General features: G+C 47.1%; 21 protein-coding genes and 1 tRNA gene. 19 read left to right on the forward strand and 3 right to left on the reverse strand.

The features are described 5' to 3' along the window. The first annotated feature begins 165 nt into the window (after nt 1-165). From NST47_RS16950 to NST47_RS16960, 3 genes are all read left to right on the forward strand, one after another. A complete protein-coding gene (locus NST47_RS16950; RefSeq protein WP_445667467.1) occupies nt 166-990 on the forward strand; it encodes a YitT family protein in 825 nt (274 codons plus the stop codon). Between the two features lie 188 nt (nt 991-1,178). Continuing rightward, a complete protein-coding gene (locus NST47_RS16955) occupies nt 1,179-2,681 on the forward strand; it encodes a HEAT repeat domain-containing protein (RefSeq protein WP_341156138.1) in 1,503 nt (500 codons plus the stop codon). A gap of 220 nt (nt 2,682-2,901) precedes the next feature. After that, a tRNA-Leu gene (locus NST47_RS16960) sits at nt 2,902-2,983 on the forward strand. A 46-nt stretch (nt 2,984-3,029) separates the two neighbouring features. Here the strand turns inward: NST47_RS16960 and NST47_RS16965 are convergent. From NST47_RS16965 to NST47_RS16975, 3 genes are all read right to left on the reverse strand, one after another. Beyond that, the gene (locus NST47_RS16965) at nt 3,030-4,304 is read right to left on the reverse strand and encodes a tyrosine-type recombinase/integrase (protein ID WP_341156139.1); all 1,275 of its coding nucleotides are present in this window, start codon (nt 4,302-4,304) and stop codon (nt 3,030-3,032) included. Nucleotides 4,305-4,407: 103 nt separating this feature from the next. Beyond that, complete coding sequence (locus NST47_RS16970; RefSeq protein ID WP_341156140.1) at nt 4,408-4,872, reverse strand: ImmA/IrrE family metallo-endopeptidase; 465 nt, start codon at nt 4,870-4,872, stop codon at nt 4,408-4,410. A 17-nt stretch (nt 4,873-4,889) separates the two neighbouring features. Further along, nucleotides 4,890-5,342 (reverse strand): helix-turn-helix domain-containing protein, encoded by a 453-nt coding sequence (locus NST47_RS16975; RefSeq protein ID WP_240421605.1) that lies wholly within the window; start codon nt 5,340-5,342, stop codon nt 4,890-4,892. 200 nt (nt 5,343-5,542) lie between these two features. On the opposite strand from NST47_RS16975, the gene NST47_RS16980 reads away from it, so the two are divergent. The 16 genes from NST47_RS16980 to NST47_RS17055 all read left to right on the forward strand — a co-directional run bounded on the left by NST47_RS16980 (nt 5,543) and on the right by NST47_RS17055 (nt 14,158). Then, the gene (locus NST47_RS16980; RefSeq protein WP_240421606.1) at nt 5,543-5,755 is read left to right on the forward strand and encodes an XRE family transcriptional regulator; all 213 of its coding nucleotides are present in this window, start codon (nt 5,543-5,545) and stop codon (nt 5,753-5,755) included. A gap of 42 nt (nt 5,756-5,797) precedes the next feature. Next, entirely contained in the window at nt 5,798-6,100 is a 303-nt protein-coding gene (locus NST47_RS16985) for a helix-turn-helix domain-containing protein (RefSeq protein ID WP_341156141.1), read from the forward strand. Nucleotides 6,101-6,147: 47 nt separating this feature from the next. Beyond that, entirely contained in the window at nt 6,148-6,450 is a 303-nt protein-coding gene (locus tag NST47_RS16990) for a hypothetical protein (RefSeq protein ID WP_341156142.1), read from the forward strand. A gap of 18 nt (nt 6,451-6,468) precedes the next feature. Continuing rightward, entirely contained in the window at nt 6,469-6,693 is a 225-nt protein-coding gene (locus NST47_RS16995) for an ABC transporter ATP-binding protein (RefSeq protein ID WP_341156143.1), read from the forward strand. Nucleotides 6,694-6,705: 12 nt separating this feature from the next. Continuing rightward, complete coding sequence (locus tag NST47_RS17000; RefSeq protein WP_341156144.1) at nt 6,706-6,840, forward strand: hypothetical protein; 135 nt, start codon at nt 6,706-6,708, stop codon at nt 6,838-6,840. A gap of 2 nt (nt 6,841-6,842) precedes the next feature. Beyond that, a complete protein-coding gene (locus NST47_RS17005) occupies nt 6,843-7,106 on the forward strand; it encodes a hypothetical protein (protein WP_341156145.1) in 264 nt (87 codons plus the stop codon). A gap of 2 nt (nt 7,107-7,108) precedes the next feature. Continuing rightward, the gene (locus NST47_RS17010) at nt 7,109-7,363 is read left to right on the forward strand and encodes an AbrB/MazE/SpoVT family DNA-binding domain-containing protein (RefSeq protein ID WP_341156146.1); all 255 of its coding nucleotides are present in this window, start codon (nt 7,109-7,111) and stop codon (nt 7,361-7,363) included. A gap of 676 nt (nt 7,364-8,039) precedes the next feature. Next, nucleotides 8,040-8,369: a hypothetical protein gene (locus tag NST47_RS17015; RefSeq protein WP_341156147.1), complete on the forward strand. Its 330-nt coding sequence runs from the start codon at nt 8,040-8,042 to the stop codon at nt 8,367-8,369. A 1-nt stretch (nt 8,370) separates the two neighbouring features. Then, the gene (locus NST47_RS17020; RefSeq protein ID WP_341156148.1) at nt 8,371-9,354 is read left to right on the forward strand and encodes a hypothetical protein; all 984 of its coding nucleotides are present in this window, start codon (nt 8,371-8,373) and stop codon (nt 9,352-9,354) included. Next, nucleotides 9,351-10,547, forward strand: a complete 1,197-nt coding sequence (locus NST47_RS17025) for a metallophosphoesterase family protein (protein ID WP_341156149.1) — start codon at nt 9,351-9,353, stop codon at nt 10,545-10,547. Before NST47_RS17020 ends, NST47_RS17025 begins: the two co-directional genes overlap by 4 nt. Further along, on the forward strand, nt 10,544-10,780 hold the full coding sequence (locus NST47_RS17030) for a hypothetical protein (RefSeq protein WP_341156150.1): 237 nt from the start codon (nt 10,544-10,546) through the stop codon (nt 10,778-10,780). The genes NST47_RS17025 and NST47_RS17030 overlap by 4 nt, the downstream gene beginning before the upstream one ends. Further along, a complete protein-coding gene (locus NST47_RS17035; RefSeq protein WP_341156151.1) occupies nt 10,777-13,311 on the forward strand; it encodes an SMC family ATPase in 2,535 nt (844 codons plus the stop codon). Before NST47_RS17030 ends, NST47_RS17035 begins: the two co-directional genes overlap by 4 nt. Further along, entirely contained in the window at nt 13,301-13,516 is a 216-nt protein-coding gene (locus NST47_RS17040; RefSeq protein ID WP_240421622.1) for a hypothetical protein, read from the forward strand. The genes NST47_RS17035 and NST47_RS17040 overlap by 11 nt, the downstream gene beginning before the upstream one ends. Further along, nucleotides 13,513-13,725 (forward strand): hypothetical protein, encoded by a 213-nt coding sequence (locus NST47_RS17045; protein WP_341156152.1) that lies wholly within the window; start codon nt 13,513-13,515, stop codon nt 13,723-13,725. The genes NST47_RS17040 and NST47_RS17045 overlap by 4 nt, the downstream gene beginning before the upstream one ends. Continuing rightward, nucleotides 13,722-14,009: a hypothetical protein gene (locus tag NST47_RS17050; RefSeq protein ID WP_341156153.1), complete on the forward strand. Its 288-nt coding sequence runs from the start codon at nt 13,722-13,724 to the stop codon at nt 14,007-14,009. Before NST47_RS17045 ends, NST47_RS17050 begins: the two co-directional genes overlap by 4 nt. Continuing rightward, nucleotides 14,006-14,158 carry a DUF6906 family protein gene (locus tag NST47_RS17055; RefSeq protein ID WP_341156154.1) on the forward strand — a complete coding sequence of 51 codons (153 nt, stop codon included), beginning with the start codon at nt 14,006-14,008 and terminating at the stop codon, nt 14,156-14,158. The genes NST47_RS17050 and NST47_RS17055 overlap by 4 nt, the downstream gene beginning before the upstream one ends. The last annotated feature ends 9 nt before the right edge of the window (nt 14,159-14,167 follow it).

The following is a 14,167-nucleotide window of genomic DNA, read 5'->3' on the forward strand; positions in this document are numbered from 1 at the left end:
GAATAGCTTATATATGAATTGAGTAATGTTTTCGTTTGAAGGTTGAGTGGGGGCCTGATCACAATTCATTTAGCAAACACGACAGGAGGAAACCAATGTATGATTGATCATTCTTCTCAGCAAGGGATCCAACAGCACACCCAATTATCTAAAACAAAGCTGCTCATGAAAATACTTTTTATGACGCTGGGTGCTTCTTTGGTCGCTGTGGGACTGGAAATTTTTCTGGTTCCAAACAAAATTATTGATGGTGGTATTGTCGGTATCTCGATTATTGCCTCGGCCTTATCCAGCTTGCCGCTCGGTGTTTATCTGGTTCTTTTCAATTTACCGTTTCTGTATCTCGGCTATAAGCAAATAGGTAAGACGTTTGCATTTTCGACTCTATTTTCTGTCATTATCATGTCGATCGGTACTTCGCTGCTTCATCCTGTGGCACCGTTAACCCTTGACCCGCTGCTGGCGTCCGTATTTGGCGGTATTATTATTGGTGTAGGCGTAGGATTGGTTATACGTTCGGGGGGATCCCTGGATGGTACGGAGATCGTTGCAATTCTGGTAAGTAAAAAAAGCCCGTTCTCGGTTGGCGAAATTGTCATGTTCTTTAACTTATTTATACTGGCAAGTGCGGGCTTTGTATTCGGATGGGATCATGCGATGTATTCCTTGATGGCCTACTTTATCGCTTTTAAAATGATGGACATCATCATCGAGGGCTTTGACGAGTCCAAGTCGGTGTGGATCATAAGTGAAAGTTATCAAGCGATCGGCGATATCATTACGGCGCGGCTTGGGCGTGGAGTCACGTTTTTGAATGGCGAAGGCGGGTTTACTGGTGATTCCAAAAGAATTATCTTTTGTGTCATCAACCGTTTGGAGGAAGCCAAGCTAAAATCGATTGTTGAGGAAGTTGATCCGCAAGCGTTTCTGGCGATTGGTAATATTCATGACGTTAAGGGCGGCAGATTCAATAAGAAAGATATTCATTAATGATATGGGTATAAAAATGATTCCATAGGCGAATGCCTGTGGGATTTTTTTGTTAAAACAAGCTTAGTATTGTGCAAATTTAGGTGATGATTGTGAATTTATCTATGCCTGACGCAGTTCTATAATAAGTTGCAGAAGGTGAATTCATTCATTAATTGTGGACTTAATCATGTATAGGAGGCTGAACGATGGGGGATTTACAATTGTTAACGGATGCGCAGATGCGCCAGTTTGTTACGGAGGGTTATGTATTTTTGAAAGCAGATTTTGCTGAAGAATTCCATGTGAAGCTGAGTGAAACCTTGGATCAGGTATATAAAGAGGAAGGCAACCCGGGTAACAATATTTTGCCGCGTATTCCGGATTTGGCTAAGGTATTCGATCATCCGGTGATCTCCGGTGCGCTTAGCAGTGTGCTGGGTGAAGACTATATGATGCATCCGCACCGTCATGGACATTTTAACCGAAACGCGGAAGCGGGTGGTTGGCATAAGGACAGCTACTGGGGCCATTCCAAAATGCGCAATCATCATCCCTGGTGGGCGATGATCTTCTATTATCCGCAGGAAGTGACGCTGGATATGGGACCTACCGGAATTATGCCTGGTACACAGTGTTATCAAACCCGAACCTTTGCTGAAAATGAAACACAGGAAGAGCGGAAAGCGACTGGCCGCGCAGGAACTTTTGCTTTGGTGCACTATGATATATGGCATCGGGCCAATGCTAACATCGCCGGTAAGGATCGTTACATGCTTAAATTCCAATTCATGCGCAGACTAGCACCTGCTAAAGCCAGCTGGGATCATCAGGAGGATGCGGACACTTGGGTAAATCCGGAATCCTACACCTCTCCCATATATGAGCATGAAGTGATTTGGCGGGATACGTGGAATTGGCTGCTTGGCAAAGAGAATGAAGTGACACTTAGTGATGCTTCACAAGAGCAGCTTGCAGGCTGGTTGAGCGAGTTAGCCAGTGAAGATAAGGCAATTCGCGTGCGAGCGGCGGATCAATTGGGATTGTCAGGTAATGGATCGAATGAAGTAATGAACGGCTTGACTCAAGCTTTGTATGATGACTTTGAGCCTGTGGCATTGAATGCTGCTTACGGATTGGCTCGTCTTGGCGAAGCGGGAATAGATCAGCTGCTTAAGGCATTGCTAGATGATTCGGTTCACGTATCGCGTGCGGCTGCCTATGGTGCGTCATCAGCAGGCAAGGCGGCTGTGAAAGGGCTTATGCATATTTTGGATAGCGAGAATGTTCAAGCTGTGGGCTGCGCGGCGTTTGCGCTAGGCGAGATGGGGGAGGCAGCGGCAGAAGCGGTACCGAAGCTGGTGAAGCTTATGCATGCCCAAAATGAAATCGTCCGCAGGAATGCGGTTGAGGCGATTGGTCTCATCGGAAGTGCATCCGAGCCATCTGTTAAGGGTCTTGAGCTTGGTATTCAGGATGCGGACGACCAAGTGCGGTTTATGGCGGGGATGGCTCTGACCAAAATGGGCTCGAAGGCTCAAAACGCAATACCGGTTATTGCTCATGCCTTGAATGATGAGAACCGATATGTACGTGCGACAGCTGTTGATGCTCTATATAGTATGAACACGGATAAGGCAAAGGATATTTTGTTGAAATTTCTGCGAGACTCCCGCTGGTGCGCGAGCACGACTCCAAATAGCACATTCTAGGTTAGATGATCAAAAAAGGGAACTGTTGATAGCCCCTCCGTTTGGTAGGCAGGGGCTATTCCGTGTGAAAGGGCTTGCCATCATTAACTAATATGCGTCCCCTTGCTATTGTGTCAGCAAATGTGATATATTCTAATTCGGTCAAGAGAAAATGTAAGCGCAGCACTTGGCATACAGCTCAGACTGATGAAATGGTAATCCTCGTCATTATTGTGAATAAGCGGTCGTGGTGGAACGGCAGACACGCTATCTTGAGGGGGTAGTGTCCCATGGACGTGCGGGTTCAAATCCCGCCGACCGCATTGTAATATCCCATTAGAGAAATCCTTCTAGCACAAGGGTTTCTCTTTATTTTTGGGCGTTTGTCATGGTTGGGATAAAGGTCTCTGTATCGCTCTCTTTTTGGTCTTGGGGACGGATTGGGGACGGATTCAAATGGTCGAGTTTGGAGGCCGTGGCTTTGCTGACTTTTTTGGTGACGTGTGTGTACAAGTCCGCTGTAGTTTGATATTTGGAATGGCCGAGTCGTTTTTGAATAGCTTTCATAGCCGCATCGTTTTCGATCAGAATCGTAGCAGAGGTATGCCGCAGATCATGGAAGCGAATGTGCTCAAATCCATGTTTCTTCAAAAATTTCGCCCACCATTTTGAAGGTTGCGTATGGTAGAATGGTTTGCCAAATCCGGCATGGAAAACAACTTGATGATCGCCGCCCAACCATTTATTAAGTTCGGATATTTTCCAATAGTTAACCATCCACTGTTTATGATACTCTTTTAGTTCGGCCATGTACCATTCAGGCATTGCCACGATCCGTCTGGATGAGGTGTTTTTCGGATCTTTACGTACCGCTTGGCCGTTCTCTGTCATTGATATGCTGCGTTTGACCGTAAGCGTATTCTCAATAAAATCCACATCCGGCCACTCCAGGCCAAGCAGCTCGCCGCGGCGAAAACCGCCCAACATTGCGCCTAAAGAAAACATCCGCCATACAACAGGCGCGAGCTCATACAACTTCCGAATAACTGGATGTGCTTGATCCTCCTCGTAATACTTCATTTCCTGATGCTCCACTTTGGGTTTTAGCACTCCGTCTATCGGATTCTCTTTCAGAAGCTTCCAATCGACCGCTCGGCTAAACACATTCTTAGCAACGCGGTAAATGTATTCAACCGTTCCGGAAGCCAGCACCCCGTCTTTCCCGTCCTTTCGCGCTCCATCTTTCTGGAGGTTATTGATGAAGGTAACCAGATGCATCGTCTGAATCTGATCAAGGCGCATATGTCCGAATGCTGGTAGAATGTGGTTGTCCAAATGGCTCACATAAGTTTTGTATGTTAGTTTGCCCAAACTTTTTTTTGCGTACTTCTCTTTCCATTCTTCTTCGACGAAAGCAGAAAAGGTCATTTTGTCGGGGGCGATGTACACCCCAGCTTCTACCTCAGTCTTGAATTTGACCAGTTCGTCGTTGAGGTGTTCCCTCAGCTTCTTTGTCGTTTTTAAAAGTGCCTCATCCTCCACTTTGATCGTCTTGGACCGCTTGATCCGTTTGTGGTCTGGACCATATCCAGCTTCGACGACCAGCCGCCAAGAGTTTTTCCCTCGTTTTTCAATACTTGCCATTTTCATCAACCTTTCAGAACGTATGTTCTATTTTTATCTATGTGTAAACAGCCTTGCAGCTGGAAAGCGCAAAGTTAGTATGTAAATTCTAAGATGGCAGAATTTATAGGTTAATGAATGAGTCCTCGTTTGACCAGAAGCCACTTTTAGGTTCGGGCTTACTTTTTAGGTGAGCGACTTCACCAGGAACGCCGCATACTACTGCTGCGTCATAAACACTAAACCCTTCAAGCAGTATATGGTCCGGGATTAGGAGTTCTACCGCAAACTGGTTAGCCTCACGTTCGACTTTGTCGATGGACTGCAACGTGTGAGCCTTTAAATACGGCGTGTTTACTTTTGGGTGGAGTAGAGCGTGCGCCAGTTCGTGGGCACAAGTGAATCGTGATTGTGCCTCTTTCATTAGCTCGTGCAAGTGGATAATCGGGATACGGTTCACGCAGCTGAAGTAGCCCCAAGTCGATTTCCCCAAATATTCATACAGAACCAAAATATTTCTCATGCTGGCTATTCTAAAGGGGTCATTGGTTCCGTGGAGTTGAATTAGCTTTTTCACCTTATTTACCATTCAAAGCCTCCCGGAGACTATTTGCGATATTTATTTGGCGTAAATTTCTTTTTGGCCATGTATTTGGAAAGCCGCAATGTGTTTTCGATTGATGCAAGTAAAGCCTCACGGTCTTCTTCATCTTCCAGTGGCTCGCCGTTATATGCAAGAGCCATGTCGCTAGCCAAATCTTCTTTAATCTTTTCAAGACGCTTCATAATGTCGCGTTCATCTTTTGATGATAAGGCGTAAGGGTCTAAAGAATTGCCTCGTGAGGAAATTTCCCTCTCTGAATCGGTTTTACCAAGTGATTCAGCATCTATCCCTAGTGTTCTACATATTTTCAAAACATTGTCTATAGATGCATTCGCTAAGTCTCGCTCTATCATAGAACGGATTGTTGTGTAAGCTACTCCTGATGCTTTGGATAAGCTCATGACATTAAATCCTTTTTCCTCAATTATTTTAGTTAAATATTCCCCTCTAGTCACTAATACACTACCTCTCAAATCAATTTAAACTTACGCAATTTCGTAACTCCTATCTAAAGATACCATGTCAATTTTTATTTGTAAACTAATAAGTTACGATTGTGAGTATATAAATGGAAATTAATTATTGACAAGTTACTTTATATCGTATATATTTACCTCATCACATACGATATGTCGTAACATCAGGAGGTGATAGTATGTATCCAAACCTCGATGCAGAAATGGCCAGAAGAGGTATAAAAAGAAAAGATTTAGCTTGTTTATTCAAGAATCGAACAGCCACTGTATCTGACAAATTGAATGGGAAATATCCTTTTCTGCTAGACGAAGCTTTCAGGATTAAAGAAACTTATTTTCCTGATATGCCTTTAGATTATTTATTTAAACAGACTAATCAGAACACATCCTAACCGAGCTGCTTTTAGTTATTTCTTTATTATGAGGAGGTCATTATGAGCGTTGCTGACCAGCTTTTTGAATCTCTTGTCGAAGCGGCTACCGCTGAAGCGGTTCGTCGGGTACTAAGTCAAGTTCAAACGCAGATCAAACCGGATCAAACATTCAGCACACAAGAAGCGGCAAACTACATTGGAGTAAGTCGCAAGACGATCTATGTCATGTGTGCTGAGAAGCAAATCCCACATATATCAGCAGGTTCCATCCGTTCGAATAAACCGGCATATCTATTCCGACAATCGACTTTGGACGCTTGGATGTTAGAACGTGAGCGATCCAGTATTAAGAAGGACATTTAATCCAATATGCGGACAGATCGAGTTGGATGAAGGGAGGTGAGAACAATATGCAAATATCAGCAAGCTTTATGAAAGACCGCTATTGGAGCGGAACACTGCACTTATTCATTAATAGTCCAAAACTTCAACGTTGTCTGACCACACAATATTTCGACCTCAACAGCGGCACGATCGAAGCCTATGCCTTGAAAAACCTGGCAAAGCCTTGGGCCGAGTCAGAGCGTTTCATGTTAGACCTGGCTCTGCACATGTACAGCGAGAAAAATAAGGTCAATTTGTCCAATATGGACTATCTGGATAGCAGCAATAAGGCACTGGTGTATGAAGCGTTGAGATTAAGGTTTGGATGATTTGAGGAGGGAAGGCATTTGGACGCACAGCAAAATGACATAATCCAGGATAGCCTCGTTGATGCCTGCAAACGGCAGTTGATGGAGGATGGCAAATTGGTATTGACGAACAGCGGGTATCACCTTACGGAGCGGGGACGCGAAGCCGTCATGAAGGAACTACGTAGGTATGAACTTCGACCGGCAATGGCGATGATGCTCGAAATTCACGTGTTGAACCAGCATGAGCATTCAGTTTGGTAAGGAGGAGTGTGAATGTCAGACGAAATGCTTGACCGTTTGGGCCAGTACTTTGTATATCACCAGATTTTAGAGCGTTATGATATCCGGTTCGAGCAATTTGTGCAGAAAGTGAGGGCGGGGACATGGGAAGCGTACTTAGCGGCCTGATTATGAATGCTGAGATTCAACGCCGCATTGATGAATTGGACTCGTTTCTTTCCATTACTGTGATACATCCGGAGAGGTTCGACAACGTAGAAAAGGTGAGGGAATGGTTGGAAAGTGAAATTGCTCAACTCGAAGCTGAGCAGCTTGCTGAGCTTGAGGCAGAAAAAGATAAAAGCCGCCTGGCGGGGCGGCTGGTTGAAAAGCAAACAAATATCATAAGACCGATTATACCGCAGTGGCGGCCGGTTGAAAAGGAGAACAATTAAAAATGAAAGCAACTGGAATTGTACGTCGTATTGATGATCTTGGTCGTGTAGTAATTCCGAAGGAGATTCGCCGCACATTTGGAATTGCCGAGGGCGATCCGCTTGAAATATTTGTGGACGGTGGTTCCATCGTTTTGAAAAAATACACACCGGGTTGCATATTTAGCGGTAGCTCAGAGAATTTGATTCATTACAACGGCAAACAGATCAGCCGAGAGGCTGCAACGGAGATTGCCAAGGCGGCTGGTTTGATTTAACCGCCTGATGAGTCCGCAGCGGAGCGGACGAAACCTTTCCGGTATAAACCGGGATGGTTGCGGGTTCCCGCATAGATCGATCATTAGCGCGAAGGTTCCATTGTTTGTCGTTGTTGACTCCCTCTTCAAAAGGAAAACACAACGGCCGGTTCGCCATTAGCCACATAACCACCTGTTTGATTCGAGTGATCGGTCCGATGGGTCGATGGGTTGGGAAAATGGCAACTCTCGCGGTGATGATCTCAAGCTTCGGCTCCATCGTTGGCCGCTCAAACCGGGGCTTCCCCCTTTCCCCCGGCGACCTTGAGCGGCGAACGATGGTGCAGACCATCCAAGGGACGGTGGCTTGGTATATCCACCGAAAAAACATATATGCTGCGGCGGTTGCAGATCCGCCATGCCAGGGATTCACGAGACGGCAGTATCAAAACTGATTCCCTTGTTTTATACCATTACACAGGAAGGAGGGTAAGCCCGTGGGTGAAGCTGCTGATATGATTTTGGAAGGTTTGTTATGCGAGGCTTGCGGTGAAGTTATTGACGGCGAAGAGCCAGGCCACCCGCGCAAATGCAAGGGCTGCAAGAAAAGTAAATAACCCGCCTGGCAGCGGGCTACATCAAAACAGTAGATGCCCCCATTTTATCACGGATGGGTGGGGGCGACAAGGAGGCAACCATGGATAAACAGACCATTATTAAAAGGCTGCTGGCATTGCCGGCAGAAATTACGATCGCTGAGGAGGATGTTTTGCAGGCTCATGCCCGGCTGATCGACGCGAAGGACATGCTGCAGCAAAAGGAAGACTCCCTTCTTCTCGGCAATATGCTTGATGGAAAAAATGCAGAAACAAGAGCGGCCCAAGCACGTCAGTTCACGACGCACGAACGTGAAATTCTTGCAGATGCTGAATTAAATCTGAAGAATGCATCTGTTCGTTTGGAACGTCATCGCTACGAATTCAAAGCTCTTCATGCTGTAGCTGAATTGTTGAAGGGGGCGGCGTAATTTGAGCGAAATTCAAGTCCTACCCTCCTCAGGTGGAAATGCCGGAGGTAGTGCAATCGTTGATTTTGAATTGGGTAGCGTCGCCGATTTCAAACGGAGGCTGACCGATATGAAGGCGAAATATGATTTCCTCCAAGAGTTTTTCAAAGAAATTATGGTGAAGGATGAGGATTTTGGTGTTGTACCCGGGACGCAGAAACCTACACTTTACAAGCCAGGCGCTGAGAAGCTTTGTGAACTTTATGGATTTGCTGCTCATGTAAAAAGCAAAGAAGAGGAGCGCGAATTCGATAGCGGTTACTATCGTGTGTGCTATACATTGCAATTGATACACCGATCATCCGGAATCATCGTCGGCGAAGGCGTAGGTGAATGCAGCACCTTCGAATCCAAATATCGGTACCGGTGGGTTAGCGAGAGTAAGGTCCCCACCCATTTGGAGAAACAAGATTTGCTTTTTGAGCTTAAGGATGACTGGAAGGATGGGCAGAAAACTGGGAACACCTACAAGCAATATCGTATCCCGAATGAAGATTTATTTAGCCAGTGGAATACAGTGCTGAAAATGGCTTACAAGCGTGCATACGTGGGGTTGACGCTGCAGTGCACCCGATCCAGCGGCATCTTTACTCAAGAAGAAGCGGAAATGGACGAGTTTGCTAATGTGCCTGAGGAAGATCGTAAGAAAGCCAAGGGGCGAACCGCAAGTGCCAATAGTGGGCGCAGCCAAACAGGGGCTGCAACTGGAAATCAGCAGCAGGGTGCAGCAACTCAAAAAAATCGGGTGCTAACCCTAATGAAGCAAGCATCGCTTGACTGGAATGGACTTGCTTCTGAAGCATCACATGCTCTCGGGCGTGAGGTTAAAAAGGTTGTAACTGACATCAAAAATGAGGCGGAGTGGAAAACAGTGGGTGACCATTTGGAATTTTACATCGCTGGGAAAAGCGTCGATGAAGATTTGGATTCACCGGAGGATTTATGAAAATAGCGCATGTTGCAGACAGCCATTGGGGCTTTGGTTATCAGGGGCCTACGCCTTCCTCACGTTTTGAGGACATTACTCGTACGATGGATTGTGTTGCTGATCGTATTATCGCGGAGCAGTGCGAACTTGTACTGTTCTGCGGTGACGCATTTAAGGACGCCCGGGTTTACATTGACAGGGCGACGGCTGAGATCAAGGCGTTCACTTCCTGGCTTCGTAAATTGTCTGACGCCGGAATTGAAGTCGTAGTGATTAGCGGGACACCTTCGCATGATGCCATCAGTGCTTACCATCTGATACGTGAGATGCAGATCCCCAACGTTCACATTTTCACAGATTTGGACACGGTTCTTCATGTGAAAGGCTTGAACATTGCCTGCCTACCAGGGATGAATCGATCTACGTTCGCTACAAAGCCGGCTTTCGCAGGTTTACCGCCGCACGAATTCCATCAGAAAATGACCGAGTGGATTACGGATCAGTGCCGGGGGCTGGCTGACTATACGACAAGTATTGTGGCTGGCAAAGCTGTCCCAATGATCCTTATGAGCCACTTAACTTTTGATCTGGCTGATACGGGATTTGAAGATGCATTGCTTCAGAATGAACCTATCTTAACGGATGAAGCTGCACGCATGTTCGATCTGGTCTGCTTGGGGCATATTCACAGGCCGCAAAAGGCTGGCAGCAATGTCTTTTACAGCGGGGCTCCCGAACGGCACAATTTTGGTGATGAAAGGACGACGCCCGGGTTTTATATCCATGAGTTTACAGATGGATACGAGGGACTCAAACACACCGTTTCCCGATTCATTGAGACACCTGCCCGACGCTTCAAAACCATCGATTGGTGCGATATGGATATTCAAGCATGGCTTGATGGTCAACTGGACGACTTCGCACTGGTTAAGGATGCGATTGTCCGGGTGAGATATGCCTGCTCGGAAGAATTACAGAAGCAATTTGATCGGCGTTCTCTGGAGAGGGCGTTGTACGATGCCGGTGCGTTCTTTGTTGCCGAGATCCGGGCAGAGGTTGAGCGTTCGGAGCGAGTCCGAGACGCTGAGGTGACGGAGAACTTGAGCCCGATCACGGCGCTATCAGCTTGGGGTAACAACCAAGGCTACGGATTGGAAGAGATCAGTGAGCTGCAGGCGATGACGACGGAGTTATTGGAGGCTGTGGAATGAGTGAAACATTTTATGGATACTGCTATCCAAAGCCGGATGGCTGGCATACGCCACCTGTTACCTTGAATTCACCGGAAGAAGTCTATCGGTACACACAATTGCACGGCAGAACAGGTATGTTCCGGGAAATTCGTGTGACGGATAGCGGCGATCATACGGTTGTGCAAATGATCGATGGCAAATATGTGTGGCCGGAAGAATGGAAGACTCTTAATAAGGAGGGTGCGAGTTGATTCCTATACGCCTCATTATCCATAATTTCAGAGCCATTGAATTCGCCGACATTGATTTGTCGGCAGTTTCATTGGCAGCCATCGCCGGTCGGAACGGAGCCGGTAAGAGTTCCGCTTTCACACTGGCGCCACGTTTTGCATTGTTTGGAGATGTAATCAAGGGTGTCAGCCTGGATGATCTGGTTCGTAAGGGCGTACAGGAAATGATGGTCACATTCGAGTTTGAACACCACGGCAGTGTGTTTAGGGCGATCCGGACGCGGAGCACGAAGGGCAAAGGGAAATCAACGATGGAACTGCAGCAGCAAATAAACGGAGTGTGGGAAAGTCGCTCTGCAGAAAAGATTGTCGACACAGAAGCCGTTATACGCGACCTGCTTAACCTAGACGATGAAACGTTCACAGCCAGCAGTATGATCTTGCAGGGGCAGGCAAACGCCTTTACAGGAGCTACTGCCGGAAGACGTAAGGAAGTAGTGTCACAGATCCTTGGACTAAGCGTTTATGATCAGCTTCAGGAACGTGCCAGACAGCGGGCTAACCTGCTCCATATCGAGATTGAGAAAAGCAAGGACAAGCTCCTCATGTTGGATGACCGGCTGTCAGGACTTCCTGCCAAGGAAGCTGAGTTGATTGACTTGTCTGAGCAGCAAGAAACCCTTCATGAATTGGTCACTGAAGGTGAGAATCAAATAAAGGTGACAGAAACGCAACTGGGTGAATTGAAAGCCAAAACTGTTCGTATCCAGCAAATCAATAAGGATTTAGCGGCGATTGACGAAGAGCTTTCCTCGCTCCATATGGAGCAAGCTGGACATACAGGTCGTCTGGATCGGGCAGAGAAAATACTTTTTAATGCGGAAACCATCCATGCCAAGGCAATCGAACTAGAGCAGGTAAAGCAACAAATTGCAGCTCTTGAAGCACGGCAACCCGAATTGGATCGACTCCGCAAGGATTTGGCTGGTACGGTGGCTGACTTGCAACAAATAGATACTTCGTTGACCACTACCACTTCACGCATCCTGCTACTGCAGCAACAGTTAGCAGACCGGGACAAGCTTCGTGGGCAAGCGAATTTGTATGAAGCGGAACTGGAGCGGTTGCAGGTGTTCGAGAGTTTGGCAGATCAGTGGAACTTACTGGCTGCAGAATTGGCTGACTTACAATCGAAGCGGGATCGGGAAGCGTCCCGTTTGACACTTGAGGAACGTCTGCTGACGGAGAAAATCGCCGCTTTGGAAAAGCAAGAGGCTCATATCCATAACAGCGGATGCCTTCCGACTTGTAAGTTTCAGAATGAAGCTGCAGCTGCGGTGTTGGAACTGCCGGAGTTGCGACAGCAGTTGAATGTTTTGGATCGGACTTATTTGGACGCTCTTAAGAGCAGTATTGCCACTGCGGAAGATAACCAGCAATCATTGGAATACGATTATGCAGCACACCGCGCTTGCAAAGTGAGGGTGGACGAGCTTCGAGCCCCTGCTTCTAAATTCGCCCGGCTTGCTGGCAAAGACGAACTGCTTGAGCAGACGCAGGAGCAGCAGGGTGATCTGGAAAAACGTAAAGCGGATACTCAAGAACGAGAAGGGATATTACGGCAGCAAGTTGACGGTCTCAACAAAGCCTTTGCTCCGTTATCTGATTTGCGCAATAAAGCAATCGAATTGGATCGTTGGGCAAAGCTCAAGGATCAGGTATCAGTTGCTCAGGAAGCCAAACTGAATGCGGAAGAGCGTATAACTGCCATAAATGCTGAATTCATTGGGAAGAACGAGCGAAAGGATAGACTCACAGTCGAGTATGATCTCCTTGTTATAGAAACACTTGAGAAGGATGCGCTTCAGCTTGAGCTCGGACGTTTGCAAGCAGCTCTGCAACAGCGGCGTAAGCAATCAGCAGGGCTAGCTGAACTGATCGGCGGCATTAAGGCGGCGCTAGTCACGCTTGAAGTGGATCAGCAAGCACGTGATCGGCTGGCTGCTGACATGGAGCCTAAGGCGCAGAGGTGGGCAAGGTACCAAACGCTCATCAAGGCATTCGGGAGGGATGGCATACCAGCACTCATTATTGAAAACGCGGTACCGCAGCTAGAGCGCATCGCCAACGAGATACTTGGGCAGATGAGCAAAGGCAAGCACTACGTCCGATTCGAAACTCAGCGGGAGCTTAAGTCTAAGGTTGGCTTAACGGAAACATTGGACATCATGATCGGCGACTGGTCCGCTGAACGCCCCTATGAAACTTTCAGCGGCGGGGAGCAACTCCGCATCGATTACGCTATCCGGTTCGCCCTGGCTGAACTTTTGGCGCAACGTGCCGGTAGCAAAGTGGAATGGTTGACGATCGATGAGGGGTTAGGCAGTCAGGATGCTGAGCACCGTGCTCTTGTGCTGGAGAGCATCAAAGAGGTGGCCGGTCGTTTTAAAAAGGTTCTTGTAATCACTCATATCGAGGATGCACAAGCTGCCTTTGACCAGGTGATCCGATTTGACAATGCCGATGGTGGTGTTGAGGTCCATGTCGCGTGAACCGATCTATGATGATTATGGCATCCCTTTGTGCGAATCCCATGTAGGCAATCGGATATGGGAACTGTACAACTTGGAGCAGGAAGCATTCAAACGCGAGGTAAGAGCTTACTTTGCGCTTGGGATGCCAGGCTTTACACCCATTAAGATTAGCCACAAACAGCGCATCATATGGCTGAGAGACGACAGGAGGCAAAGGGTATGAGTGTGGAACAGTTAGAGATGTTCACTGAGGCGCGGTCAGCAACACCTGCCCCTTCAGGGGTTCCTGTACTAAACGGGTTTTACTACGAAACATGCAGTAAAAAGTTCGTGTGCTACGCTCGAGGCAGGCGACATTTCGAAACGTTAGCCTCGATTTGTAAAGAAACGAAAGCTTGGCAGCAAATGATTATTAAGGAGCGGAGTATATGACCAAAAGTGAAGCAAGAAAAGCGGCATTTAATCTGATGGAAAAAATGTTTGCTGATGCAACGAACCAAGGAGCGGAAGCAGTTTCTGAGCATCTGATGGCAAGCGCTTATGGCTTGGGAGCACAAATAGCCGTATCTAGCAAACCTGAACTTGTACCAGAATTATTCAATACACTCGTAACTGAAATGGGGCGAGGGATTCAAATGGGGATGATGGCCAAGCATGGGATGGTCGGGACCGTCCATGTAAGGACTGAAAGTGTCGTTGTGGAGCGCAAACAATGAAGAATGGCAAGCGACCAACTAAGCGTCAAAAGATTGCAATTGCGGCAACTAAGCTCAATCCTGATAATTGGCTGGTCACAAAATCAATGCCAGAGAAACTCAGCCTTGTACACCGTAATTCCGGCAAGCAGCGCATTATATTTATTTAGGGGATGATT

Origin of the sequence: Paenibacillus sp. FSL H8-0034 (assembly GCF_038000305.1) — a bacterium.
Taxonomy (GTDB): domain Bacteria; phylum Bacillota; class Bacilli; order Paenibacillales; family NBRC-103111; genus Paenibacillus_S.

Bases quoted from the DNA above. Each gene is read 5' to 3' on its own strand.
- NST47_RS16965 (WP_341156139.1), bottom strand. From the start codon at position 4,304: ATGGCAAGTATTGAAAAACGAGGGAAAAACTCTTGGCGGCTGGTCGTC.
- NST47_RS17055 (WP_341156154.1), top strand. From the start codon at position 14,006: ATGAAGAATGGCAAGCGACCAACTAAGCGTCAAAAGATTGCAATTGCG.
- NST47_RS17025 (WP_341156149.1), top strand. From the start codon at position 9,351: ATGAAAATAGCGCATGTTGCAGACAGCCATTGGGGCTTTGGTTATCAG.
- NST47_RS17045 (WP_341156152.1), top strand. From the start codon at position 13,513: ATGAGTGTGGAACAGTTAGAGATGTTCACTGAGGCGCGGTCAGCAACA.
- NST47_RS17010 (WP_341156146.1), top strand. From the start codon at position 7,109: ATGAAAGCAACTGGAATTGTACGTCGTATTGATGATCTTGGTCGTGTA.
- NST47_RS17015 (WP_341156147.1), top strand. From the start codon at position 8,040: ATGGATAAACAGACCATTATTAAAAGGCTGCTGGCATTGCCGGCAGAA.
- NST47_RS16990 (WP_341156142.1), top strand. From the start codon at position 6,148: ATGCAAATATCAGCAAGCTTTATGAAAGACCGCTATTGGAGCGGAACA.
- NST47_RS17050 (WP_341156153.1), top strand. From the start codon at position 13,722: ATGACCAAAAGTGAAGCAAGAAAAGCGGCATTTAATCTGATGGAAAAA.
- NST47_RS16955 (WP_341156138.1), top strand. From the start codon at position 1,179: ATGGGGGATTTACAATTGTTAACGGATGCGCAGATGCGCCAGTTTGTT.
- NST47_RS16970 (WP_341156140.1), bottom strand. From the start codon at position 4,872: ATGGTAAATAAGGTGAAAAAGCTAATTCAACTCCACGGAACCAATGAC.
- NST47_RS16985 (WP_341156141.1), top strand. From the start codon at position 5,798: ATGAGCGTTGCTGACCAGCTTTTTGAATCTCTTGTCGAAGCGGCTACC.
- NST47_RS16950 (WP_445667467.1), top strand. From the start codon at position 166: ATGAAAATACTTTTTATGACGCTGGGTGCTTCTTTGGTCGCTGTGGGA.
- NST47_RS17005 (WP_341156145.1), top strand. From the start codon at position 6,843: ATGAATGCTGAGATTCAACGCCGCATTGATGAATTGGACTCGTTTCTT.
- NST47_RS17040 (WP_240421622.1), top strand. From the start codon at position 13,301: ATGTCGCGTGAACCGATCTATGATGATTATGGCATCCCTTTGTGCGAA.
- NST47_RS17030 (WP_341156150.1), top strand. From the start codon at position 10,544: ATGAGTGAAACATTTTATGGATACTGCTATCCAAAGCCGGATGGCTGG.
- NST47_RS16980 (WP_240421606.1), top strand. From the start codon at position 5,543: ATGTATCCAAACCTCGATGCAGAAATGGCCAGAAGAGGTATAAAAAGA.
- NST47_RS17000 (WP_341156144.1), top strand. From the start codon at position 6,706: ATGTCAGACGAAATGCTTGACCGTTTGGGCCAGTACTTTGTATATCAC.